This is a genomic window from Microbacterium sp. SMR1 (assembly GCF_003289625.1).
In the GTDB taxonomy this organism is placed as follows: domain Bacteria; phylum Actinomycetota; class Actinomycetes; order Actinomycetales; family Microbacteriaceae; genus Microbacterium; species Microbacterium plantarum.
Map to the genome: position 1 here is coordinate 408,619 of NZ_QMBN01000001.1, position 22,598 is coordinate 431,216.

20 protein-coding genes are annotated in these 22,598 nt (G+C 69.2%); 12 read left to right on the top strand and 8 right to left on the bottom strand.

The window, feature by feature from the left end; all coding sequences use genetic code 11:
• Positions 1 to 26 precede the first annotated feature (26 nt).
• Positions 27 to 737, bottom strand: a complete 711-nt coding sequence (locus DO944_RS01980; protein WP_112614144.1) for a DUF4191 domain-containing protein — start codon at positions 735 to 737, stop codon at positions 27 to 29.
• 120 nt (positions 738 to 857) lie between these two features.
• Between DO944_RS01980 and DO944_RS01985 the strand changes: the two genes are divergently transcribed.
• On the top strand, positions 858 to 2,213 hold the full coding sequence (locus DO944_RS01985; protein ID WP_146751992.1) for a hypothetical protein: 1,356 nt from the start codon (positions 858 to 860) through the stop codon (positions 2,211 to 2,213).
• Between the two features lie 17 nt (positions 2,214 to 2,230).
• Here the strand turns inward: DO944_RS01985 and sucB are convergent, their stop codons facing one another.
• From sucB to DO944_RS02000, 3 genes are all read right to left on the bottom strand, one after another.
• The gene (gene sucB, locus DO944_RS01990) at positions 2,231 to 3,970 is read right to left on the bottom strand and encodes a 2-oxoglutarate dehydrogenase, E2 component, dihydrolipoamide succinyltransferase (RefSeq protein ID WP_112614148.1); all 1,740 of its coding nucleotides are present in this window, start codon (positions 3,968 to 3,970) and stop codon (positions 2,231 to 2,233) included.
• Between the two features lie 64 nt (positions 3,971 to 4,034).
• Positions 4,035 to 5,405, bottom strand: a complete 1,371-nt coding sequence (gene lpdA / locus DO944_RS01995; protein ID WP_112614150.1) for a dihydrolipoyl dehydrogenase — start codon at positions 5,403 to 5,405, stop codon at positions 4,035 to 4,037.
• Positions 5,402 to 6,868 carry a leucyl aminopeptidase gene (locus DO944_RS02000; protein ID WP_112614152.1) on the bottom strand — a complete coding sequence of 489 codons (1,467 nt, stop codon included), beginning with the start codon at positions 6,866 to 6,868 and terminating at the stop codon, positions 5,402 to 5,404. The genes lpdA and DO944_RS02000 overlap by 4 nt, the downstream gene beginning before the upstream one ends.
• A gap of 92 nt (positions 6,869 to 6,960) precedes the next feature.
• Here DO944_RS02000 and DO944_RS02005 point away from each other — a divergent pair, with 92 nt between their 5' ends.
• The 5 genes from DO944_RS02005 (at position 6,961) to DO944_RS02025 (ending at position 12,217) form a co-directional block, all read left to right on the top strand.
• Positions 6,961 to 7,887, top strand: a complete 927-nt coding sequence (locus DO944_RS02005; RefSeq protein ID WP_112614154.1) for a proteasome assembly chaperone family protein — start codon at positions 6,961 to 6,963, stop codon at positions 7,885 to 7,887.
• Positions 7,888 to 8,116: 229 nt separating this feature from the next.
• Complete coding sequence (locus tag DO944_RS02010; protein WP_112614156.1) at positions 8,117 to 9,439, top strand: RNA polymerase sigma factor; 1,323 nt, start codon at positions 8,117 to 8,119, stop codon at positions 9,437 to 9,439.
• Positions 9,436 to 10,134 (top strand): coenzyme F420-0:L-glutamate ligase, encoded by a 699-nt coding sequence (locus DO944_RS02015; RefSeq protein ID WP_112614158.1) that lies wholly within the window; start codon positions 9,436 to 9,438, stop codon positions 10,132 to 10,134. Before DO944_RS02010 ends, DO944_RS02015 begins: the two co-directional genes overlap by 4 nt.
• A gap of 10 nt (positions 10,135 to 10,144) precedes the next feature.
• Positions 10,145 to 11,158, top strand: a complete 1,014-nt coding sequence (locus tag DO944_RS02020) for a sugar-transfer associated ATP-grasp domain-containing protein (RefSeq protein ID WP_258524531.1) — start codon at positions 10,145 to 10,147, stop codon at positions 11,156 to 11,158.
• Between the two features lie 51 nt (positions 11,159 to 11,209).
• Positions 11,210 to 12,217, top strand: a complete 1,008-nt coding sequence (locus tag DO944_RS02025) for a sugar-transfer associated ATP-grasp domain-containing protein (protein ID WP_112614162.1) — start codon at positions 11,210 to 11,212, stop codon at positions 12,215 to 12,217.
• An 84-nt stretch (positions 12,218 to 12,301) separates the two neighbouring features.
• Here the strand turns inward: DO944_RS02025 and DO944_RS02030 are convergent, their stop codons facing one another.
• Entirely contained in the window at positions 12,302 to 12,520 is a 219-nt protein-coding gene (locus DO944_RS02030; RefSeq protein ID WP_112614164.1) for a hypothetical protein, read from the bottom strand.
• 194 nt (positions 12,521 to 12,714) lie between these two features.
• On the opposite strand from DO944_RS02030, the gene DO944_RS02035 reads away from it, so the two are divergent.
• Positions 12,715 to 14,784, top strand: coding sequence for a type IIA DNA topoisomerase subunit B (locus DO944_RS02035; protein ID WP_378718247.1), 2,070 nt, complete (start codon positions 12,715 to 12,717; stop codon positions 14,782 to 14,784).
• Positions 14,785 to 14,894: 110 nt separating this feature from the next.
• On the opposite strand, the gene DO944_RS02040 is transcribed toward DO944_RS02035, so the two are convergent.
• Positions 14,895 to 17,354 (bottom strand): DNA topoisomerase (ATP-hydrolyzing) subunit A, encoded by a 2,460-nt coding sequence (locus DO944_RS02040; RefSeq protein WP_112614166.1) that lies wholly within the window; start codon positions 17,352 to 17,354, stop codon positions 14,895 to 14,897.
• Between the two features lie 63 nt (positions 17,355 to 17,417).
• Here DO944_RS02040 and DO944_RS02045 point away from each other — a divergent pair, with 63 nt between their 5' ends.
• Positions 17,418 to 18,545 carry an alkaline phosphatase family protein gene (locus DO944_RS02045; RefSeq protein WP_181574119.1) on the top strand — a complete coding sequence of 376 codons (1,128 nt, stop codon included), beginning with the start codon at positions 17,418 to 17,420 and terminating at the stop codon, positions 18,543 to 18,545.
• A 4-nt stretch (positions 18,546 to 18,549) separates the two neighbouring features.
• Here the strand turns inward: DO944_RS02045 and sepH are convergent, their stop codons facing one another.
• Entirely contained in the window at positions 18,550 to 19,593 is a 1,044-nt protein-coding gene (sepH, locus tag DO944_RS02050) for a septation protein SepH (protein WP_112614168.1), read from the bottom strand.
• 228 nt (positions 19,594 to 19,821) lie between these two features.
• Here sepH and DO944_RS02055 point away from each other — a divergent pair, with 228 nt between their 5' ends.
• Positions 19,822 to 20,115, top strand: coding sequence for a DUF4193 domain-containing protein (locus DO944_RS02055; RefSeq protein WP_023951316.1), 294 nt, complete (start codon positions 19,822 to 19,824; stop codon positions 20,113 to 20,115).
• Positions 20,116 to 20,178: 63 nt separating this feature from the next.
• On the opposite strand, the gene DO944_RS02060 is transcribed toward DO944_RS02055, so the two are convergent.
• Complete coding sequence (locus DO944_RS02060) at positions 20,179 to 20,676, bottom strand: DUF3093 domain-containing protein (RefSeq protein ID WP_112614170.1); 498 nt, start codon at positions 20,674 to 20,676, stop codon at positions 20,179 to 20,181.
• 12 nt (positions 20,677 to 20,688) lie between these two features.
• Between DO944_RS02060 and dut the strand changes: the two genes are divergently transcribed.
• The 3 genes from dut to DO944_RS02075 are packed head-to-tail and all read left to right on the top strand — an operon-like array spanning position 20,689 to position 22,483.
• Complete coding sequence (gene dut / locus DO944_RS02065) at positions 20,689 to 21,144, top strand: dUTP diphosphatase (protein WP_181574120.1); 456 nt, start codon at positions 20,689 to 20,691, stop codon at positions 21,142 to 21,144.
• A complete protein-coding gene (locus DO944_RS02070) occupies positions 21,141 to 21,719 on the top strand; it encodes a DUF3710 domain-containing protein (RefSeq protein ID WP_112614172.1) in 579 nt (192 codons plus the stop codon). Before dut ends, DO944_RS02070 begins: the two co-directional genes overlap by 4 nt.
• The gene (locus DO944_RS02075; RefSeq protein ID WP_112614174.1) at positions 21,716 to 22,483 is read left to right on the top strand and encodes a DUF3159 domain-containing protein; all 768 of its coding nucleotides are present in this window, start codon (positions 21,716 to 21,718) and stop codon (positions 22,481 to 22,483) included. The genes DO944_RS02070 and DO944_RS02075 overlap by 4 nt, the downstream gene beginning before the upstream one ends.
• The last annotated feature ends 115 nt before the right edge of the window (positions 22,484 to 22,598 follow it).

Genomic DNA, 22,598 nt, shown 5'->3' on the forward strand with positions numbered 1-22,598 from the left:
CCCACCAGCCTCGGGTCGGGTGGCGCTCAGCGGGGTCGCTGGGCGCGGGCCTTCATCGGGTCGACGCCCTTCGGGATCGGCAGCGAGGTGACCGACTGCGAGACGGACTCGATGCGCTTGATGACGGCCGCCATCGTCGTACGGTCGATCGCCTTCGGCAGCGCCTTGATGGTGGGGGCGAGCTTGGCGATGGGGACCTCGTCCTCGCCGTGGCCGACGTAAAGCACGTGGATCGGCACACCCGAGGCCACGCGCTTGACCTTGCTGCGCTCGTCGTTGATCAGTCGCGTCAGACGTCCGCGGGCACCCTCGCCGATGATGACGACACCGCCACGGCCGACGGCCCGGTAGACCGCTTCCTGAGTCTTCGGGTTCACGCCGACGGGCATCTCCGAAGCCTGCCACTTTCGGCCGAGGTTGGTCGAGATGATGTGCCCCGTCGCTCCCGGCATCCCGTCGATGCGCTTGTACATCGCCCGGGTCGCCAGTCGCGTCATGGTGATCATGGCGCCGAGGATGCCGAAGAGCAGACCCGTGACGCCCCACAGGATGATGCTCCAGATCGCTCCCGGCGGGATGAGGAAGCCCACGAGGACGCCGAGACCGATGCCGACGACCACGATGCCGATGAGCAGCCACGGCAACCAGCTGTAGTACTCCTTCGTGAAGGTGAAGAGGGAGCGGAGCTGGGAGAAGAATCCGGGGCGCTTCTCGGGTGCGGTGCTGCGGGACGACATGCTCACAGCCTACCTTTTCGGCCGCCCCGTTCCGCCTGCACAGGCACCGTCGCGCGATCACTGTGCACATCGGCACCGGAAGGTCGCAGGCGCGCCGGGCGCCATCGCGAGACTGGGGCCATGATCCGAACGGGCAATCTTGACGTCACCACTCCGTTACGCCGCGTCGCGCCTCCGGAGGTGCCTTTTGCCGGGGAGATCCTGGCGACGTCCGACGGCGCGGTGTACCGAGTCTCTGCGGCGGACGTGCCGCGTCCGGTGTGGGCGGCGCGGCCGGACGGTCACCTGCTCGCCGTCGAGGACGTGGACCGGATCGCGGGGACGACCGTGGCGATTCTGCCGTTGCTCGACACACGCCTGTGCGGTGGTGAGCAGCCGTTCGACCTCACGCCCGGCCAGGCGGTGACACTTGCGGTCAGCGTCCTCCGAGGGGCGGCCGAAGCGGCGGAATCGGACTGCCACGAGGGGGAGTGGTGGTCGACGACCCAGGGACGACCTGTGCTCGTGCCGAGCGGAGACCGCGCATGGGAACTCTCGTCGCGGCTGGTGCTCGACCGGATCGCGGACGCCGTGCTGCCCCGGCGGATCCGTGACCGACTCGACGAGGCGCTGAGCGACCGGGTCACGCTGCCTTTCACGGTGCCCGGCCTCGAGGACGACCTCTTCGCGGTGGCGACCCCGGAGCCGTTCGCGGTGTCGGTGTCGGCGTCATCTCCGTCCGCGCGCAACGTTCGCGAGCACGACACCGCTGGCCATCCCGGCGCCCGGCCGGGCCCGGCTCCGCTGGCACGGGATGCTGCCGCCGGGCTCGTCGACGGCGAGGTCGTCGAGCGCCTGACCGATGTTCTCCGCTCGGTGCGCGCCGCAGTCCGACGCGTGTCCGACCGGCTCCCGGCCCGGCGGCGGGGCCATGGCGCCGAGGCCGACAAGAGCGGGGGAACCGCGACCGGGCGGCGACGCGTCCCGATGGTCGCGCTCGCTGCGGTCGCCACCACGCTCGTGGTGGGTCTGCTGTGGCCGGAGGGTGGCGAGAGCGACAACGGATCCGCCTCGGCCCGAGACGTGCCCGAAGACTCGATCATGCGCCCGACGCCGAGGCATGACGCAGCACAGAAGACGTCGGCCGGGCCGGTCCCCGCCGCGGAGGAGACTCCTGCGCCGGTCTCCGGCGCGCCCGAAGACGACGAGGAGGCCGACCCGGTCGGGAGCGCCATCGACGAACTCGCGCGATGCTGGCGGGAGGAGGATGAGCAATGCCGTGCGGCGATCCTGGAGCGTCCGGATGCGGCGCTCCCGGAAGGCGTCGCGACGTCCGCCGGCCCCCGAGAGGCGAACCTTCTGGATGATCTGGGCGGGGTCGAGGTGGTTCGCGTCGACGACCCATCCGGGACGCTGCCTGCGCAAGTCGTCGTGCTGGTTCGGCGTGACGACAAACGGCTGGTCCGCGACGTGTATGACGTCGCGGACCAGCCGTGAGGTGGGTGCTCAGCTGATCAGTAGCCGAGGTTCCCCTCGAACTGGGCGCCCTCGAGGCGTGCCTTCATCGCGCTCAGGAATCGTGCTGCGTCGGCGCCGTCGATGGTGCGGTGGTCGTACGAGAGCGCGAGGTACACGTACGAGCGCACCGAGATCGCGTCCTTGCCGTCCACCGTCACGACGCCGGGGCGCTTGTAGACGATGCCGGTGCCAAGGATCGCCGACTGCGGCAGGAACACCACCGGGGTGTCGAAGAGCGCGCCGCGCGATCCGGTGTTGGTGATGGTGAACGTTCCGCCTGCGAGCTCATCGGGCTTCAGCTTGTTGTCACGCGTGCGTGCGGCGAGGTCTGCGATGTCCTGAGCGATCTGGGCCAGGTTCTTCGAGCCTGCGTCGCGCAGCACGGGCGTGAGCAACCCGCGCTCGGTGTCGACCGCGATCGAGATGTTCTCGGTGGCGGGGTAGACGATCTCTTCGCCGTCGACCGTCGAGTTGACGATCGGGAAGGTCTGCAGCGCCTCGGCTGCAGCGAGGGCGAAGAAAGGCAGGAACGACAGCTTCGCGCCGGTCTTCTCGTTGAAGTCGACCTTCACCTTGTCGCGGAACGCCGACAGCTTGGTGACGTCCACCTCGACGACGGTCGTCAGCTGAGCGGTCTGCTGCATCGACTCGACGGCGCGCTTGGCGAGCACCTTGCGCAAGCGCGACATCGGCGCGCGCGTTCCGCGCAGCTCCGAGACCTCGACCTGCGCGGGGGCGGCGGGAGCCTCCGCGGATGCGGCGGCGGGCTGGGCCGATGCGGCTTCCGCGGCCTTGAGGACGTCTTCCTTGCGGATGCGACCGCCGACGCCGCTGCCCTTGATCGACGACAGATCGACGCCCTGCTGCTGGGCGAGGCGACGCACGAGCGGCGTGACGTAGGTGACGCCGTCGTTGTCGGAAGCGGACGCTGCTTCAGCGGCCGGAGCCGCCGGAGCAGCCTGCGGAGCGGGAGCGGCCTGCTGCGGAGCGGGAGCGGCCTGCTGAGCCGGAGCGGGCGCCGATTCCTGCGCGGGGGCCTCGGCCGGCGCGGCGGGCTTCTCAGCCGCGGGCTCGGGCGCTGCGGCGGGCTCGGGGGCGGCGGGCGCTTCCGCGGCCGGGGCGGGAGCGCCCGAGCCGATGCGCGCGAGTGCCGAGCCGACCTCGACGGTCTCGTCCTCCTGGACGAGGATCTCGACGAGCGTGCCGGCGAAAGGCGCGGGGATCTCGGTGTCGACCTTGTCGGTGGAGATCTCGAGAAGCGGCTCGTCGACCGCGACGTCGTCGCCGATCTGCTTGAGCCAACGGGTGACGGTTCCCTCGGTCACGCTCTCGCCGAGCTCGGGGAGCACGACATCCTTCGCGTCGCCGGATGCTGCCGGAGCGGGAGCGGCCTGCTGGGGTGCGGCGGGTGCCTCGGCGGCAGGAGCCTCCTCCGCGGGAGCGGGAGCCTCCTCAGCCGGAGCCTGCTCGGACGGTGCGTCGCTCGCGGGCGCGCCCGAACCGTCACCGATCTTCGCCAGAACGGCGCCGACCTCGACGGTCTCGTCCTCCTGCACGAGGATCTCTTCGATGACGCCGCTCACGGGCGACGGAATCTCGGTGTCCACCTTGTCGGTGGAGATCTCGAGAAGACCCTCGTCTTCCTGGATGGTGTCACCGACCTTCTTGAGCCAGCGGGTCACCGTTCCCTCGGTGACGCTCTCTCCGAGCGCGGGGAGGACCACGGAAGTGCTCATGAATCTGTCTCCTTCAAGAAATGCCGATGTCCTTCTAGCTTACTGATCTGCATCGGTCGACCGGTCAGAGCGCGTGCAGCGGTTTGCCCGCCAGCGCCAGGAATGCTTCTCCGAGAGCTTCGCTCTGCGTCGGATGGGCGTGGATGAAAGGTGCGATGTCCTCGGGATGGGCTTCCCAGCCCACCGCGAGCTGGCCCTCGGTGATGAGCTCCCCGACACGATCGCCGGCGAGGTGCACCCCGACGATGGGGCCATCGAGTCGTCGAACGACCTTGACCAGGCCCGCCGTCCCCAGGATCTCGCTCTTGCCGTTTCCGGCGAGGTTGTACTCGCGCACCACGATCGCGTCACCGTGCTCGGCACGGGCCTGCTCCTCCGTCAGCCCGACGGATGCGACCTCCGGGCTGCTGTAAGTGACGCGCGGCACGAGGCTGTCGGGGACGACGGTCGGGCGCAGGCCCGCGATCTCCTCGGCCACGAAGACGCCCTGCTGGAAGCTGCGGTGAGCGAGCTGCAGGCCCGGGACGATGTCGCCGACGGCCCACACCCGGTCGCGTGTCGTGCGCAGCCGCTCGTCGACGCGGACGAAGCCGCGATCGAGCTCGACTCCGGCCTCTTCGAGACCGAGACCGGCCGTCGCGGGGCCGCGGCCGACGGCGACCAGCAGGACGTCGGCCTCGAGCTCGGTGCCGTCTTCGAGCGACACCCGGACGCCGTCCGCTCGGCTCTCGGCGCCGGCGAAGCGCACTCCGGTGCGAGCGCTGATCCCGCGCTTGCGGAACGCGCGCTCGATGGCCTTGCTCATGGCGGCATCCTCAGCGGGCAGCAGCCGGTCGAGAGCCTCGATGATCGTCACCTCGGCGCCGAAGGATCGCCAGATGCTGGCGAACTCGACTCCGATGACGCCGCCGCCGAGGATGACGGCATGCCGCGGCACCGTGCCGAGTGCCAGGGCGCCCTCGCTCGTGATGATCCGATCGTCGAGCTCGAGTCCGGGCAGCGATCGGCTGTACGAGCCGGTGGCCAGCACGACATCCGTGCCGCGGTAACGGTCGTCCCCGACGGTCACGCCGCCGTCCGCCTCGAGTCTGCCCTCGCCGTGCACGACGGTGATCTTCCGTGCCGCGATTAGGCCCTCGAGGCCTTTGTGCTTCTTGGCCACGATGCCCTCGCGATATGCATGGACACCAGCGATGTCGATTCCCTCGAGAGCGGCGCGCACGCCGACGTGCTCCGAGCCGCGGATGCTGTCGGCGACCTCTGCGGAATGCAGGAGCGCCTTGGTGGGGATGCAGCCGCGGTGCAGGCACGTTCCGCCGAGCTTGTCCTTCTCGATGAGCACGACCGATGAGCCGAGTTCCGCGGCGCGCAGTGCGGTCGCGTAACCGCCGCTGCCACCGCCGAGGATCACCAGATCGACGCTGTGATCGGTCATCGCTGCGAACCCCGGAGGTACTCGACGAGCGAGCGGACGGTCGCCGCGGTCGGGCCCTTGTCGGTGCCGCCGAAGGCGGCTTTCGTCGTACCCGACCCGGCGATGTCGAGGTGGATCCAGGGGATCCGAGGAGCGTCGTCATCGTCACCCGTACGCCCGACGAAGCGCTGGAGGAAGAGGCCCGCGAAGAGGGAGCCGCCCGAGGGGTCGCCGATCTTCGCGTTCTGCATGTCGGCGATCGGCGAGTCGAGCTCGTCCTCCATGTGAGCGGGGAGCGGCAGGTGCCATGCGTCCTCGCCCGCCCGATCGGCCGCCGCCAGATAGTCGGCGACGGCGGCCTCGTCTCCCATGACACCGGTGTGCCGGTTGCCGAGGGCGACGATGATCGCCCCGGTCAGAGTCGCGACGTCGATGATCGCGTCCGGCCGCGTTCGGCTGGCAGCGACGATGCCGTCGGCGAGGACGAGACGGCCCTCGGCGTCGGTGTTCAGAACCTCGACGGTCGTGCCGTCGAGCATGCGGAGCACGTCGCCCGGGCGCGTCGCGCGCCCCGAGGGCATGTTGTCGGCGACGCAGAGCCATGCCGAGACGCGCACCGGAAGGGCGAGCGCCGCGGCCGCCTGGACGACCGCCAGCACCGTCGCGGCACCGGCCATGTCGTACTTCATGCCGACCATGCTCGCCGGGGGCTTGAGCGAGAGGCCTCCCGTGTCGAAGGTGATGCCCTTGCCCACCAGCGCCACGTGACGTGCGGCGTCCGCGGGGGAGTAGTCGACGCGAACGACGCGGGGCGGGCGGTCGGAGCCCTGCCCGACGCCGAGCACCCCACCGAAGCCCCGACGTTCGAGCTCGCTCTCGTCGAGGACTTCGACCTCGACGGGGAGCCCCGCGACGGCCTCGATCGCGCGCTCCGCGAGGTCTGCGGGCGACAGCCACTCGGCGGGCGTGCTGACCAGGTCCTTCACCAGCGCGAGCGCCCGACCCAGAGCGTTGACGGCCGCGACGTCCTCGGCGGACGGCTCAGCCGACGAGTGGATCGTGACCCGTTCCGCGCGCGATTTCGGCGTGCCGCCCTTGTATCCGGCGAAGCGGTACCCGCCGATGGCGGCACCCTCCGCGAGAGCGCCCCACGCATCCGCCGCCGCGAGCGGCGCGGTCACGGCGAGCGAGGCGAAACCTGTCGTGACGCGAACTGCCGTGCCGACGGCGTCGCGCAGCGCGGCGGCGTCGGGATCGGTTCCCGATCCGACGACGACCACGGGGGTCGACGACACGGCCGGCAGGAAGACGCGATGGACCGATCCTCGCGCGCCGGTGAACCCGACGGCGGTCAGCATCTCGGTGATGCCCGGCCAGTCGGCGACGTCGGCCTGCTCATCGAGCGGTGGCAGAACGAGGACGAGAGCGTCGGCGTCGGATTCGGTGACGGGCGCGCTGCTGTGCGCGATCTCGGGGAACGGCATCCTCCCATCCTAGGTTCGCGCGCCGCGGGCGTTCGCTGACAGCGAGGGGGTGAGCCGCCTCGGGGGTGTGATGGGCCTCGTAGAGTTGAACCATGCCGCTGTCCGGACCGCTCTACGCACGTGCCGCCGGGTCTCCGCCCGTTCCCGCGGGGCTGCCGCTCGTCATCGCGCTGACCGGGTTCACCGATGCCGGCGGTGCGGTCTCGCGCATCGTCGAGTACTTCCGTGGCGAGCTCGACCCCACGACGGTCGTCGCGTTCGACAACGACGTCCTGTTCGACTACCGCGCACGGCGGCCGATCGTCACCTTCGACGAGGATCACCTCACCGACTACCGCGCGCCGCGGTTGGAGCTCTCTCTCGCGCACGACTCGCTCGGCCAGCCGTTCGTGCTGCTCGCCGGCTACGAGCCCGACTTCGCGTGGGAGGCGTTCGCCGAAACCGTCGTGGGTCTGGCCGAGGGGATGCAGGTCGCCTCGATCACGTGGGTGCACGCGATTCCCATGCCCGTGCCGCACACGCGACCCATCGGCGCGACGGTCAGCGGTACCCGCTCCGAACTCACGGCGGCCCACTCCGTCTGGCAGCCCCGAACGCAGATCCCCGCCACGGCGGGCCATCTGCTCGAGCTCCGTCTCGCCGAGGCCGACGCGCGCGTCGCGGGCTTCGCCCTGCTCGTGCCCCATTACCTCGGTGAGACCGAGTACCCGGCTGCGGCCATCGCCGGCCTCGACAGCCTGAGCGTCGCGACCGGGCTCGTCTTCGACAGCGACACGTTGCGCAACGAGAACCGCGACTACCTCGAGAAGGTCGCTGATCAGGTTTCCGGCAGCGAAGAGCTGACGACCATGCTGCACACGCTCGAGGAACGCTACGACTCGTACATGGCGGGGTCGGCGCTCGGACAGCCCATCATCCATACGGGTGATCTTCCGAGTGCGGATGAGCTCGCTGCCGAGCTCGAACGATTCCTCGCTTCGCGCCCGCCAGGGGACGACGACAAGCGCGGTCGCTCCTGAGCTTGCCCCTCCGGCCCTGGTCATCTCCGATGGTGGGAATGCCCCGTAGGCCGTCGGCGTTCTCATAGGAATGAATGCTTGCGCAGGAACAGCGCACGAGATATGAGACAATGAAGGACCTGACCCGTTGTCGATCCTGTGCTCCTCGTCGTTCGAGTGGCGGGGGACTTGACAAGGGTCTTACTAGTGTCCGAGAACCCGGTGCGTTCGCACCGGTGAGAGGCTAACCGTGACGTCAGGCACGAAGACCACCCGCACCCGCGCGAGCGAGGACACCGAACTCGTCGAGGACGCGCCCGCTACCGCAGCGAAGGCTGCGCCCAAGAGCGCCGCGAAGAAGGCGCCTGCGAAGAAGACCGCCGCGAAGAAGGCCGCCCCCGCGAAGGCTTCCAAGGCGAAGGCCAAGGCCGACGACGAAGAGATGGACGACGAGGACGTCGAGGACGACGTCGAGGTCGACACCGACGACGTGACCGACGACGCCGCCCCCGCGGGCGATGCGGCCAAGGCCGACGACGACGAGGACGACGACGAGTCGAAGAAGCCCGTCGTCACCGAGGCGCTGCCGACCGGCGCCATCGTCATCTCGTCGAGCGACGAGGAGGACGTCCCCGTCTACTCGACGCAGATCACCGGCGCGACGGCGGACCCGGTCAAGGACTACCTCAAGCAGATCGGCAAGGTCCCGCTGCTGAACGCGGCCGAAGAGGTCGAGCTCGCGATGCGCATCGAAGCCGGACTCTTCGCCGAAGAGAAGCTCTCCCACATGTCGGCGGCCGAGAAGTCGAACCAGCTCGGTCTCGACCTGCAGTGGGTCGCACGTGACGGTCAGCGCGCCAAGAGCCACCTTCTGGGAGCTAACCTGCGTCTGGTCGTCTCGCTCGCCAAGCGCTACACCGGCCGCGGGATGCAGTTCCTCGACCTCATCCAGGAGGGCAACCTCGGTCTCATCCGTGCCGTCGAGAAGTTCGACTACACGAAGGGCTTCAAGTTCTCGACCTATGCGACGTGGTGGATCCGTCAGGCGATCACGCGCGCCATGGCAGACCAGGCCCGTACGATCCGCATCCCGGTGCACATGGTCGAGGTCATCAACAAGCTCGCCCGCGTGCAGCGTCAGATGCTGCAGGACCTCGGACGCGAGCCCACGCCCGAAGAGCTGAGCCGTGAACTCGACATGACCCCCGAGAAGGTCATCGAGGTGCAGAAGTACGGTCGTGAGCCGATCTCGCTGCACACACCCCTCGGTGAAGACGGCGACAGCGAGTTCGGTGACCTCATCGAGGACACCGAGGCGGTCGTCCCGGCCGACGCGGTCGGCTTCACCATGCTGCAGCGTCAGCTCGAGTCGCTCCTCGACTCGCTCAGCGAGCGCGAGGCCGGCGTCATCCGCATGCGCTTCGGCCTCGGCGACGGCCAGCCGAAGACGCTCGACCAGATCGGCGACACGTTCGGTGTGACTCGCGAGCGCATCCGTCAGATCGAGTCGAAGACGATGGCGAAGCTGCGCCACCCGTCGCGTTCGCAGTCGCTCCGGGACTACCTCGAGTGACCGGCGCCGCCAACGAGGGCAAGGCTCTCGAGGTCGTCGTCGACGGCACGTCCTACGCGCGGATCCCGATCCGCACCCGCGTGGTGATGCCGGGCGACGATCTCGAGGCCGTCATCTCGGAGTACGCCACGTCCACCGTCCAGCCGGAAGACCTGCTCTTCGTCACCGAGAAGATCGTGGCGATCACGCAGGGTCGTTCCTACACGCTCGACGAGATCGAGGTGCGCCCGCTCGCCCGATTCCTGTCGAAGTACGTCACGCGCACCCCGTACGGCATCGGCCTCGGCATGCCCGAGACGATGGAGATGGCACTTCGCGAGTGCGGCACGCCGCGCATCCTCTTCGCCGCCGCCGTCAGCGCCGTCACGAAGGTCTTCGGCCGCCGGGGTGACTTCTACCGCGTGGCCGGAGACAAGGCGCGCGCCATCGACGGGCCCACGTCCGGAACCATCCCGCCCTACAACAAGGCGGTCGTCCTCGGGCCTACCGACCCGAAGGGTGTCGCCGCGCGGATCAAGTCGCAGCTGGGCGGCGTCGCCGAGGTCGCGGTGGTCGACATCAACGACATCGGCGGCAACATCCTCGGCTCGACGCTCGATAAGGCCGGAGAGCAGCGGCTCGTGCGGATCCTCCGCGACAACCCGCTCGGTCAAGGCCACGAGTCGACGCCGCTCGGCGTCATCCGCGAGGTCTGACGTGGGAGCGGTGAATCGGCTCTACCGGCGTGCGCGTTTCTTCGTCCGTCGCGTCTCATCGTTCGACCGCGAGCGGGTGCTCCAGTTCGCCCGCCAGTCCGCTGCGCTCTCGAAGGCGCCGGTGTGGTGGGTCGCCGCCGACATGGCGTGGTGCGCCGTTCGCTACGAGACGACCTTCGAGAACTATTCGGAGTGGGATTTCCGGATCCTGAAGGCGCGTGAGCGCCGGACGTACATGACCGACCCGAAGTCGTTCCACCTGTCGCGGCGTCTCAACGACAACTCGGTGCGCGGCGTCTTCGACGACAAGCTTCAGTTCGCCCAGCGGTTCGGTGACGAGCTCGGCCGGGCGTGGCTCGATGTCACCACCTCCGACACGGCGGCCCTCGCCGCTTTCCTCGACGGTCGCGACCGCGTCATCACCAAGAACCCCGGGGGAGTCGGCGGCAACGGCATCACGATGCGCGAGGTCGCCTCGATCGATGACGTCGCCGCGCTTCGCGAGGAGCTTCTGGCGTCGGGTGAGGCGCTCGTCGAAGAGGTCTTGGTGCAGCATCCGGAGATGGCGCGCCTGTATCCCGGCAGCGTCAACTCGCTACGCGTGGTGACCTATCGAGACCCCGACGACGTCGTTCACGTCCTCGCCTCGGTGCTGAAGGTGGGCAATGGGGGAGTTATCGACAACTTCTCCAACGGCGGCATGTACACGATGCTCGACGACGAGGGCCGTGCCCTCCACGCCGCGAGCGATGAAGAAGGCCGCCCCTTCGAGACGCACCCGATCACCGGGGTCCCGATCACCGGCTACCAGGTTCCGCTCTACCCGCAGGTGCTCGAGCTCGTCGATCGGCTCGCCCGGCGGGTTCCCGAGATGCCGTACATCGGCTGGGACATCGCGATCACGCCCGAGCGGCCCGTCGTCATCGAGGGCAATCACAACACGGGTGTGTTCCAATCGAAGCCGTCGGTGTCGGGGATCCGGCGCGGGCTGCTGCCGCGCTACCGCGCCGCCATGCGCTTCTGAGGTCCGCTGGATCCGCCACCGGAACACCGAGAAACACGGAGAGAACGAGCAATGGGTCGATCACGCGTCCGGCTGGGCTACCTCCTCGACCGTGCCCGCAACGTCCGGGTCGGCAACCTCGTCGAGTTCGGGCGCCAGGTTCAGAAGGTATCGAAGGCGCCGCTGCCGCTGATCATCGCCGACATGCTCTGGTGCTCGGTCAAGTACGACATGGGTTTCCGCGATTACGCGGTCTGGGACATCCGTCTGCTGAATGCGCGCGAGCGCGCTACCTGGATGACGCACCCGAAGTCGTTCCGGATCACCCGCATGCACAACACGCCCGAGGGGCGCGCGAAGCTGGAGGACAAGCGCCGCTTCGCTCGCGAGTACGCCGACCTGCTCGGCCGCGAAACGCTCGACCTGCGCGATGTCGACGACGCGGAACTCGGTGCGTTCCTCGGCCGCCACTCGAAGGTGCTGGCGAAGCCGCTCGACGGCCACGGCGGCGGCGGGATCACCCTGCACGAGAACGTGACGGATGCCGCGGCCTTCCGCGCCGAGGCCACCGCCGCCGGGCAGTCGATCGTCGACGAGTTCATCGTGCAGCATCCCGAGATGGCCTCGCTCTACCCCGACAGCGTCAACACGGTGCGGATGATCACGTTCCTCACCCCCGAGGGCGATGTACGCCTCCTCGCCGGGGTGCTGCGGATCGGCAACGGCGACGTCATCGACAACTTCGCCTCGGGCGGGATGTTCACGATGCTCGACGAGCACGGCGTCGCGCTCTACCCGGGCGTGGACAAGAACTCGAACGTCTACCGCGAGCACCCCGTGACCGGCACCCCGATCGTCGGCTTCACCGTTCCGTTGTTCGACCAGGTGCTCGCGCTAACCGAACAGCTGGCTCGCCGGACGCCGGAGGCGCCCTACGTCGGATGGGACCTGGCGGTCACGCCGAACGGTCCGGTCGTCATCGAGGGCAATCACAACTCGAGCGTGTTCCAGCCCAAGCCGTCGGCCTCGGGCGTGCGCACCGGCCTGCTTCCCGTGTACCAGGCGGCCGTCGGGTTCTGACCTGACGACCGGAACTGCGCCGCGGTTCCCCGGTACGCGAAAGCCCCGAGCGCGATGCTCGGGGCTTTCGTCGTGAGGCCGTCCTCAGCCGGCTGCGACGAGGCGCGAGGTCTCGTCGTGCCAGCTGGTGGCGACGGCGCGGAGCTTCTCTTCGTACTTGCGGCCGTGGTGGGCGCAGAAGAGGAGCTCGCTGCCGTTCACCTCCGCGGCGATGTAAGCCTGTGCGCCGCACGAGTCACAGCGATCTGCCGCAGTCAGGCGGTGTTCGAGGACGGCGGTGCTCTCGGAAGTGTTCGTGGTCATGATGGGTGCCTCCTCGGTCGATCGGGTCGTGCAACTGAGTGCCTTCGATACAACCACGACCAGCCGGGGGTATGCCCCATTTGACGTGCATTTCGCTCTGCGCGTACGCTCACCGCGCGCAGACCTGACCGGGACCGCCGTGACCTCGTGTGTCCTCCCCTCCGTGTCGTCGCCCACGGATACGCTTGGAGATCGTGACTGCTGAGTATTCCGCCCACCACCTCCAGGTGCTCGAAGGGCTCGAGGCCGTCCGCAAACGCCCCGGCATGTACATCGGCTCGACCGACTCCCGCGGCCTCATGCACTGCCTCTGGGAGATCATCGACAACTCCGTCGACGAGGCCCTGGGCGGGTACGGATCGCGCATCGACATCGTGCTGCATGCCGACGGCAGCGTCGAGGTGCGTGACCGCGCCCGCGGCATCCCCGTCGACGTCGAGCCCCGCACCGGTCTGACCGGTGTCGAGGTCGTCTTCACCAAGCTGCATGCCGGCGGCAAGTTCGGAGGCGGCTCGTACGCGGCGTCGGGTGGTCTCCACGGTGTCGGCGCCTCGGTCGTCAACGCGCTGTCCGAGCGCCTCGACGTCGAGGTCGACCGTGCCGGCAAGACCTACGCGATGTCGTTCCACCGCGGCGAGCCGGGCCTCTTCGCCGGCGAAACGCCCGACTCGGAGTTCACCCCGTTCGAGCGCTCGTCCGAGCTGCGTGTGGTCGGCAAGGCGCCCCGGGGCACGACCGGTACCCGCATCCGCTATTGGGCCGACCGTCAGATCTTCACGAAGGATGCCGCTTTCCATCTCGAAGAGCTCGTGCAGCGGGCGCGGCAGACCGCCTTCCTCGTCCCTGGTCTCGAGATCGTCATCGTCGACGAGCGCGGCGAGGAGCGGGTCGAGACGAGTTATCGCTTCGACGGCGGCATTTCCGAGTTCGCCGAGTTCCTCGCTCCGGATGCCCCGATCACCGATACTTGGCGGCTGACGGGCTCGGGAAACTTCACCGAGACCGTGCCCGTGCTCCAGGCCAACGGTGCGATGGTCCCGACCGAGGTCGAGCGATCGTGCGAGGTCGACATCGCGCTGCGGTGGGGCACGAGCTACGAGACCGTCACCCGGTCGTTCGTGAACATCATCGCGACTCCGAAGGGCGGAACCCACCAGCAGGGCTTCGAGCAGGGTCTGATGAAGATCATCCGCAGCCAGGTCGAGCAGAACGCTCGGCGCCTGAAGGTCGGCAACGACAAGCTGGAGAAGGACGACATCCTGGCCGGGCTCACCGCGGTCCTGACGGTCCGTCTGCCCGAGCCCCAGTTCGAGGGCCAGACCAAGGAGATCCTCGGAACACCGGCGGTGCGGCAGATCGTGGCATCCGTCGTCAACCGTGAACTGGGTGCGCTGTTCTCATCCACCAGACGCGACGACAAAGCGCAGACCGGGCAGCTGCTCGAGAAGGTCGTCTCCGAGATGAAGGCGCGCATCTCGGCGCGCACCCACAAGGAGACGCAGCGGCGCAAGACCGCTCTCGAGTCCTCGTCGCTGCCGGCGAAGCTCGCGGACTGCCGCAGCAACGACGTGGCCGAGTCCGAGCTGTTCATCGTCGAGGGTGACTCGGCGCTCGGCACCGCCAAGCACGCCCGCAACAGCGAGTATCAGGCGCTGCTCCCCATTCGCGGGAAGATCCTCAACGTGCAGAAGGCGTCGGTCAGCGACATGCTCTCCAACGCCGAATGCGCCGCCATCATCCAGGTGATCGGCGCGGGGTCGGGACGCTCGTTCGACCTGAGCGCGGCTCGCTACGGCAAGGTCATCCTGATGAGCGACGCCGACGTCGACGGCGCGCACATCCGTACCCTGCTGCTCACGCTCTTCTTCCGGTACATGCGACCGCTCATCGAGGAGGGTCGCGTGTTCGCTGCGGTTCCGCCGCTGCACCGCGTAGTCGTCGTCAACCCGGGGTCGAAGCCGAACGAGACGATCTACACGTACTCCGAGGCCGAACTCCACGGGCTGCTCACGAAGCTCCGCAAGTCCGGGCGGAAATGGCAGGAGCCCGTGCAGCGCTACAAGGGTCTCGGCGAGATGGATGCCGATCAGCTGGCGACGACCACGATGGATCGTGCCGGCCGTACGCTCCGCCGTGTCCGTGTCGAGGACGCCGATGCGGCCAACGCCGTCTTCGAGCTGCTCATGGGCAACGAGGTCGCGCCGCGCCGCGACTTCATCGTCACCTCGAGCGACCGCCTCTCGCGCGAGGCCATCGACGCCTGACCCACGCCGCGGCGGCGCGCACGAGACTCGGAGGACGACGCGAGCCTCGGAGGCATCCCGGCTAGGGGTCCGAGGTCGACGTCATTCTCCGAGGTTCGGGGGCCGGCGGCTCAGGCGACGACGGTGCCGACCGCACCGATCACGCCATCCAGAGGCTGGCCTGACGCGTCGCGCTTGGCTCCGGCCTCGGGCAGAGCGCGGGTCGCACCGTCAGGACCGACCGCGCGGGGGGAGTCGCCCACCCACGCCAGGGTCAGCGTGTCTTCGCCGCGCAGGAAGCGCTGCGCACGGACGCCGCCGGTCGCGCGGCCCTTCGCCGGGAACTCCGAGAACGCGGACACCTTGCCGCTGCCGGCGTCAGCACCGGCGAGCGACTGCGTCGACCCGGCGATCGTGACGACGACGGTGTTCTCGGACGCCGTCACGGCGCTGAACGCGATGACTCGCTCGCCGTCTGCGACGCGGACGCCCGCCATGCCGCCGGCCGCTCGACCCTGCGGCCGCACCGCAGCCGCGTCGAATCGCAGCAGCTGAGCATCGGAGGTGACGAAGACCAGCTCGGTCCCGTCGGGGGCGGGCGCAGCGCCGACGACGCGATCACCGGGCTTGAGCGAGATGATCTCGGCGTCGGGCTTGCCGGGCGCGAGCTCGGTGGCCGCGACGCGCTTGACCACGCCCTGAGCGGTGCCGAGCGCGATCGGCGGTTCGCCGGTCAACGGCACGATGGCCACGACGTGCTCGTTCGCGCCGAGTCCGAGGTACTGGTCGGCCTTCGAGCCGGCCGCGAGCTGGACGCTGTTGCCGGGAACCGAGGGCAGATCGACGGGCGAGAAGCGGACGAGACGCCCGGTGCTGGTGACGGCGCCGAGGTCGCCACGGACCGTCGCGTCGACGGCAGATCGGATGGCGTCGTGCTTGCTCCGTCGCGCAGGCGGGACGATGCCGCTGCTGAGAAGATCTTCGCCGAGCTCTGCGCGGACCATGCGGCCCGTGGCCGACAGGAACACGCGGCAGGGCGCGTCGGCGATCTGCAGGTCGGCGCCGGCCTTCTTGCCCGAGCGTGCAGTCACGGGCCCGCCGTTGAGCAGCAGCGTGCGACGCGGCGTGCCGTACGTGTCGGCGGCCGCCTCGAGCTCGCGGGCCACCTGGGCTCGGAGCAGCACGTCACTCGCGAGAAGCTCCTCGAGGTGCGCGATCTCGGCCTTCAACTGGTCGCGCTCGGTCTCGAGCTCGATGCGGGAGAACTTCGTCAGGCGGCGTAGACGCAGTTCGAGGATGTATTCGGCCTGCGGCTGCGAGAGATCGAAGACGTCGATCAGTCGCGTCCTCGCCTGCTCCCCGTCGTCGGACGCGCGGATGACCTGGATGACCTCGTCGATGTCGAGGATCGCGATGAGCAGGCCCTCGACGAGGTGCAGGCGCTCCTGCTTCCTGGCCAAGCGGTACCGGCTGCGCCGTGTGACGACCTCGATGCGATGGTCGAGGTAGACGCGCAGCAGCTCTTTGAGTCCGAGCGTCTGGGGCTGTCCCTCCACCAGCGCGACGTTGTTGATGCCGAACGAGTCCTCGAGCGGGGTCAGCCGGTAGAGCTGCTCGAGCACCGCGTTCGGGTCGAAGCCCGTCTTGATCGTGATGACGAGGCGCAGCCCGTGGTTGCGATCGGTGAAGTCCTGGACATCCGAGATGCCGGTCAGCTTCTTGGCGTTGACGGCATCCTTGATCTTCTCGATGATCCGCTCGGGGCCGACCATGTACGGCAGCTCGGTCACGACGAGACCGGTGCGTCGTGGTCCGAGCGACTCGACCGACACCTTCGCGCGGGTGCGGAAGGTGCCGCGCCCGTTGGTATAGGCATCCTTGATGCCATCGAGTCCGACGATCACGCCGCCGCCGGGCAGGTCGGGGCCCGGCACGAACTCCATGAGCTCGTCGAGCGTCGCGTCGGGGTTCTCGAGCAGGTGCACGGCTGCCGCCACGACCTCGATGAGGTTGTGCGGCGCCATGTTCGTCGCCATACCGACGGCGATGCCCGTCGTTCCGTTGACGAGCAGGTTCGGGTATGCGGCGGGAAGGACAGCCGGCTGCTGGAACTGTCCGTCGTAGTTCGGGACGAAGTCGACGACGTCCTCGTCGAGGTTCTCGGTCAGGGCGAGCGCGGAGGGCGCCAGCCGGGCCTCGGTGTACCGCGCTGCCGCGGGCCCGTCGTCGAGCGAGCCGAAGTTGCCGTGTCCGTCGACCAGGGGCACGCGCAGAGCGAAGTCCTGTGCGAGACGGACGAGCGCGTCGTAGATCGCGGAGTCGCCGTGCGGGTGCAGCTTTCCCATGACTTCGCCCACGACGCGGGCGCTCTTGACGTGTCCCTTGTCAGGACGGAGGCCCATGTCGGCCATTTGGAAGAGGATGCGCCGCTGCACGGGCTTGAGGCCGTCACGCGCGTCGGGAAGCGCGCGGGAGTAGATGACCGAATACGCGTACTCGAGGAACGAACCCTGCATCTCCGCCGAGACGTCGACGTCCTCGATGCGCTCCGGCTGGTCGGGGACGGGTGAAGCGGTGCGGGATGCGGCCATGGAGCTGTACGGACCTCGATCGGGGATGGGAGTGCGGATGCCGGGTGTGCGAGACTGTCCGCGATGCCCTCCAGCCTACCGATCGACCCGCCCACGGCCCGGAGCCTCACCGGTGTGCTGTCGCAGCTGATCGCCTCCGTCTCGGGTCGATCCGACTGGTTCGCTCCGGCGCGATCGGCGATCGTCATCGTCGCCGACGGGCTGGGGCGCGGCAACCTCGCTCAGCGGGCCGCTTACGCCCGGTTTCTCTCCGAGCGGATGGCCAAGCGGGATGCCGCTCGCACGGTGTTCCCGGCGACGACCGCCGCCGCCCTGAGCAGTCTCTTCACCGGCGTGCTTCCGGGTGAGCACGGCATCGTCGGCTATCGCGTCCGCGTGCCGGGCACCGCATCCGCTCCCAATCAGCTGACGGGGTGGGAGCAAGACGGGCTCGATCCGCTCTCGTGGCAGCGCGCGCAGCCGGTCTTCGAGCGCGAGGTCGCCGGGGGAAGACGCTGTTTCGTCGTGAGCCGGGCGCAGTACGCCGGCACGGGGTTCACGACTGCGACGGTGCGCGGCGCCGAGTTCGTCGCGGCCACGGGGATCGGCGAGCGTCTCGCGATGGCTGAGGCCCTCGCGGGCGCTCATGATGGGTCCCTCATCTACGTCTACATTCCCGAGCTCGACGTCATCGGGCACGCGCAGGGCTGGGAGAGCGACCGGTGGTCGGCCGAGCTGGAGTCGCTCGACGCCGAGCTGCGGCGCTGGGACCGTCAACTGGCACCCGGGATCGGCGCGGTGCTGACGGCCGACCACGGCATGATCGACGTTCCCGCCCACCGGCATGTGCTGCTCGGAGAGGGGGACCCGCTCGTCGACGAGGTCGAAGTCATCGGCGGCGAGCCGCGGATGCTGCACCTCTATGCGTCGGACGGCGCGGCCGAACGGGTCGCTTCGCGCTGGCGCGACGCGGAGTCGGATCGCTCCTGGGTCGTGACGCGCGAGGAGGCGATCGACGCCGGGCTGTTCGGACCGGTGCACCCCGAGGTCGTACCGCGGATCGGCGACGTGCTGGTCGCCGCGCGCTCAGCGGTGGCCTACTACGACGATCGTCTCGCCGACAAGAAACCGCAGCGCATGGTCGGCCAGCACGGATCTCTGACGGATCAGGAGCGGATCGTCCCGCTGGTCCGTCTCGGCGCTTTCGCCTGAGCGGTCAGGCGTCCTCGCTGCGAGCGCCGAAGACGATCTCGTCCCACGAGGGCATCGACGTGCGGCCACCGCGACGGCGAGTCTCGGGCGCGGAATCCTCGCTCGCGGGCTCGGTCTTCGGCGTCTCGGGTTCGGACGGCGCAGGCTCGGCTGGCTCGCGCTGACCGGCCTCCAGGGCATCGAAGAGGGCGACCGGAGTGCGTTCCCGCGCGTCGGCACCGCGGTCCTCGCCGGGCATCGGCTCACGCTGCCCCCGGCGACGCCGGAGCGCTTCGAGCAGATCGGCGGTCTCCGACGAGGTCACGACCGGCTCGGGTGCTCGCTTGATCGCCGCGTCCTTCGCGTTCGTGCTGCGCAGCGAGTTCGACGCGACCGCGTCAGCGTCGGCGGCGGCGGCGGGATGCCGCGGCCCGAAGGCGCCGCTGTCGAACCGTGACTCGTCCTTGGCCTGCGGCGTGTCGAGGGCGCGCAGACGGGGGATCAGTCCCTCCGGCAACGACCCCTGGCGCGACAACTGCGTCGCATCCGAGTTCAGCGGTGCCAGCGACGAGCGCCGCGGGTCGAACGACCACCGTGCGTCGTGCTCCACCTCGCCGACCGTGAACTCGACCTTCACGATCCAGCCGTCGGGTTCGCGCCAGCTGCTCCACCGCTCGCCGGTCGCGCCTGCCTCGCTGAGCTTGGTGCGAACCGCCGTTCCGAAGGTCGGCTGCGCATCGGGCTCCAGCTCGCCTGCGATGAGGACGGGCACGGCGAGCGCTTGCCCGACGATGTGCTCGCGTTCGGCGATGATCGGGCGCTCGTAACGCGCGACGTCCTCGACCCGGACTCCGAGGAGGGTGGCGACGTCAGCGGCGCTCATCCCGGAGCGGATGTGCGATTGGATCTCGCGCGGGCTGGGGCGAGGGGCCCGCGGTTCGTCCGTCGGCCGGGCGCGGCGCAGCTGGGCGCGCAGCGTCTCGTTCACCGGCAACGCGAAGCGCTCCCCGGACTCGGTGGCGAGGACGAGGATGCCCTCCTCGGTCCCGATGACCTTGAGCTGTTCCATGCGCAGAACCCTCCCAGCGATACGTGTGCCGTCATGGTGTCACAGGCATCCGGGCACCGCGGGAATATCCGGGGCGCGCCGCCGGTTTCGGGGGGCGAACCGGTCGTGCGCATCCGTTCCCGGAAGGATCTTCCGCGACGTTTTGCGAAAATCGCGCCGGTCATGCAAACTATCGCCGCCCCACTCGGCGCGGCAACCGGCAACACCTGGAAGTAGAGGCCTTTCGACATGGCTACGGATTACGACGCACCCCGCAAGACCGAGGACGACAGCGAGTCGATCGAGGCCCTGAAGGAGCGCGTGCCCGACAAGTCGTCGGGCTCGATCGACAACGAGGACGCCGACAACCCGTCGGGCTTCGAGCTGCCCGGGGCCGACCTCTCGGACCTCGAACTCGATGTCGTCGTCCTGCCCCCGCAGGAGGACGAGTTCACGTGCATGGAGTGCTTCCTCGTGAAGCACCGCACTCAGATCGATCACGAGACCAAGGTCGGCGCCATCTGCACCGAGTGCGCGGCCTGATCGCACGACCTTCGCTGACCCTCGACGCTCCGGCGTCGGGGGTCTGTCTTTTACCGAGCGGCGTTACGCGTCGGGGCCGGCCGGGGCGGCGGTCGCGCGGGCGCTCTCGATCACCGCGGCGACGCGGGCGGGCGTCCGCGAGGAGAACACCCAGTGGGTGACCGGATCGTCGTCGTCTTCGATCGCGATCCGTACGACTCCGTCGATGCCGCCACGCAGAAGGTGCCAGGAACTCGACGACAGGCCGGGCCCGCGTGCCTGCCGCGCGGCGTCACCGGTGAACGTCTCGATCTCGCCGAGGTAGGTGAGCTCGATGCTCGCGCGCCCGACTCGGAGCCGCTCGCCGGTGACTTCGATCACCGGTGAGAGGGAGATGAGTCCCGCCACGACGAGGGCTCCCACGGCGATGCCGGCGATGAGCCCGACCACCGAGTCGAGCGGGGCGAGCACGAGAGCGACCATCGGCCCGCAGACGGCGGCGCTCACCAGAGCCCACAGGGATGGGCTCAGGCGCTCGCGGTAGCTTGTGGCGGGCGAGGTGGCGGGGGCGGAACTGTGCATTAGCCTCGTGGGGTGACCGAATCCGTGGACGTCCCCATTATCGCCGCCGACGTTCCCGTTTACGCCCATCCCGGAGATGCCGGAGCAGATCTCGTGTCCGTCGAGCAGCTGCGGCTCGAGCCCGGGCAGCGCGCACTCGTGGGGACCGGTGTCCGAATCGCCCTGCCGGACGGCTTCGCCGCCTTCGTCGTGCCGCGCAGCGGGCTCGCGGCGAAGCACGGGATCACCGTGGTCAACTCGCCGGGAACGGTCGACGCCGGGTACCGCGGAGAGATCAAGGTCACGCTCCTGAACACCGACACCGCCGAGCCGTACGACATCGCGCCCGGCGACCGCATCGCCCAACTGATCGTCATGCCCGTCACCCGGGCCCGCTTCATCCCCGTCGACACCCTGCCCGAGAGCGTTCGCGGTGAGGGCGGTTTCGGCTCGACCGGCTATCAGCAGCAGACAGGAGTACCCGCATGAGCGACGACGCGAAGTCGGCACCCGCCGACCGGGCCACGGCAGGCCCCTTCGACGAGTCCGAGGCCAACCCGGTTCGTCCGTACATCGATCTGGGCGGTATCAAGGTGCTGCCGCGCGAGGGGCTGAACCTGCGTCTCGAGGTCGAGGAACAGACGAAGCGCATTGTCGCGGTCGGTCTCGACTACGCCGGTTCGACGCTTCAGGTCCAGCCGTTCGCAGCGCCCCGTTCGACGGGGCTCTGGGAGGAGACGCGCGAGCAGATCCGCCAGCAGGTGCGCCAGCAGGGCGGTCGCGTCGAGGAGCGCGAAGGCCCGCTCGGCCCGGAGCTGCTCGCCGAGGTCCCCGTGATGGCCGGGGCGGAGGGCAGCGGAAAGCGTCTCGCACGTTTCGTCGGCGTCGACGGGCCGCGGTGGTTCCTCCGAGGCGTCATCGGCGGTGCGGCGACCAATGACGTCGACGCGGCTGCGCAGGTCGAGGATCTCTTCCGGTCGCTCGTGGTCGTCCGCGGCGGATCGCCGATGCCGCCGCGTGACCTCATCCCGCTCAAGATGCCGGCGACCCCCGGCTCGGCGTGAGCGCTGACGAACGGCGCGAGGCCGCGACCGAGCGCCCCGCCGATCTCACCCCGCCCGAGCCGGCGGCCTCGACCTCGGGCGTTCTCGGAGCCGCGCTCGGCGAGGCTGCGCGCAAGGCCGGTTTCGATCCCGACACCGAGGCTTCGACCGGGGGCGTCGTCTGGCGCGCGATGGGCGGTTTCCGCGGCATCGTCGAGGCCGTCCTCCCCGGCTTGGTCTTCATCGTCGTGTTCACGCTCACGACGGACCCGCAGACCCGTGAGGCGAATCTCTGGCTGTCGCTCGGACTGTCGGTCGGCGTCGCCGCGGTGTTCACGCTGCTGCGCCTCATCCAGCGCGGCCCGGCAGGAGCCGCATTCGGAGGTCTCATCGCGACCGCTGCGGCCGCGGGGCTGGCGCTGTGGACGGGGCGGGGGCAGGACAACTTCATCCCGGGTCTGATCACCAATGCGGCTTACGGGACCGCCTTCCTGGTCTCGGCCCTCATCGGATGGTCGCTCATCGGACTCGCCGCCGGATTCCTCATGAACGAGGGCGTCGCCTGGAGGCGTGACAAGCGCAAGCGCCGCGTCTACTTCTGGCTCGCGATCGCCTGGGCGGGGCTCTTCTACCTCAGGCTCGCCGTGCAACTGCCGCTGTACTTCGCCGACGAAGTCGCCGCCCTCGGAACCCTGAAGCTCGTCATGGGCCTGCCGCTGTTCGCCCCGCTCGCGGCCGTCACCTGGCTCGCCGTGCGGGCGCTCTATAAGCGGCCCGCCGAGTGATACATTTATCTTGACGTCAAGATAAATTTCCCCCGATCCGACTAAGGGTCGCCTCACTAGATCGACCGGTGCGGCGAGGGGATGATGGGACAGTGCGCGCGAGCGCGCGGCCCGC

Coding starts and splice junctions, on each gene's coding strand:
- sucB (WP_112614148.1), bottom strand. CDS start 3,970: ATGAGCACTTCCGTGGTCCTCCCCGCGCTCGGAGAGAGCGTCACCGAG.
- DO944_RS02000 (WP_112614152.1), bottom strand. CDS start 6,868: ATGCCGTTCCCCGAGATCGCGCACAGCAGCGCGCCCGTCACCGAATCC.
- lpdA (WP_112614150.1), bottom strand. CDS start 5,405: ATGACCGATCACAGCGTCGATCTGGTGATCCTCGGCGGTGGCAGCGGC.
- DO944_RS02040 (WP_112614166.1), bottom strand. CDS start 17,354: ATGGCCGCATCCCGCACCGCTTCACCCGTCCCCGACCAGCCGGAGCGC.
- DO944_RS01985 (WP_146751992.1), top strand. CDS start 858: ATGATCCGAACGGGCAATCTTGACGTCACCACTCCGTTACGCCGCGTC.
- DO944_RS02025 (WP_112614162.1), top strand. CDS start 11,210: ATGGGTCGATCACGCGTCCGGCTGGGCTACCTCCTCGACCGTGCCCGC.
- DO944_RS01980 (WP_112614144.1), bottom strand. CDS start 737: ATGTCGTCCCGCAGCACCGCACCCGAGAAGCGCCCCGGATTCTTCTCC.
- sepH (WP_112614168.1), bottom strand. CDS start 19,593: ATGGAACAGCTCAAGGTCATCGGGACCGAGGAGGGCATCCTCGTCCTC.
- DO944_RS02030 (WP_112614164.1), bottom strand. CDS start 12,520: ATGACCACGAACACTTCCGAGAGCACCGCCGTCCTCGAACACCGCCTG.
- DO944_RS02045 (WP_181574119.1), top strand. CDS start 17,418: ATGCCCTCCAGCCTACCGATCGACCCGCCCACGGCCCGGAGCCTCACC.
- DO944_RS02005 (WP_112614154.1), top strand. CDS start 6,961: ATGCCGCTGTCCGGACCGCTCTACGCACGTGCCGCCGGGTCTCCGCCC.
- DO944_RS02070 (WP_112614172.1), top strand. CDS start 21,141: ATGAGCGACGACGCGAAGTCGGCACCCGCCGACCGGGCCACGGCAGGC.
- DO944_RS02055 (WP_023951316.1), top strand. CDS start 19,822: ATGGCTACGGATTACGACGCACCCCGCAAGACCGAGGACGACAGCGAG.
- DO944_RS02060 (WP_112614170.1), bottom strand. CDS start 20,676: ATGCACAGTTCCGCCCCCGCCACCTCGCCCGCCACAAGCTACCGCGAG.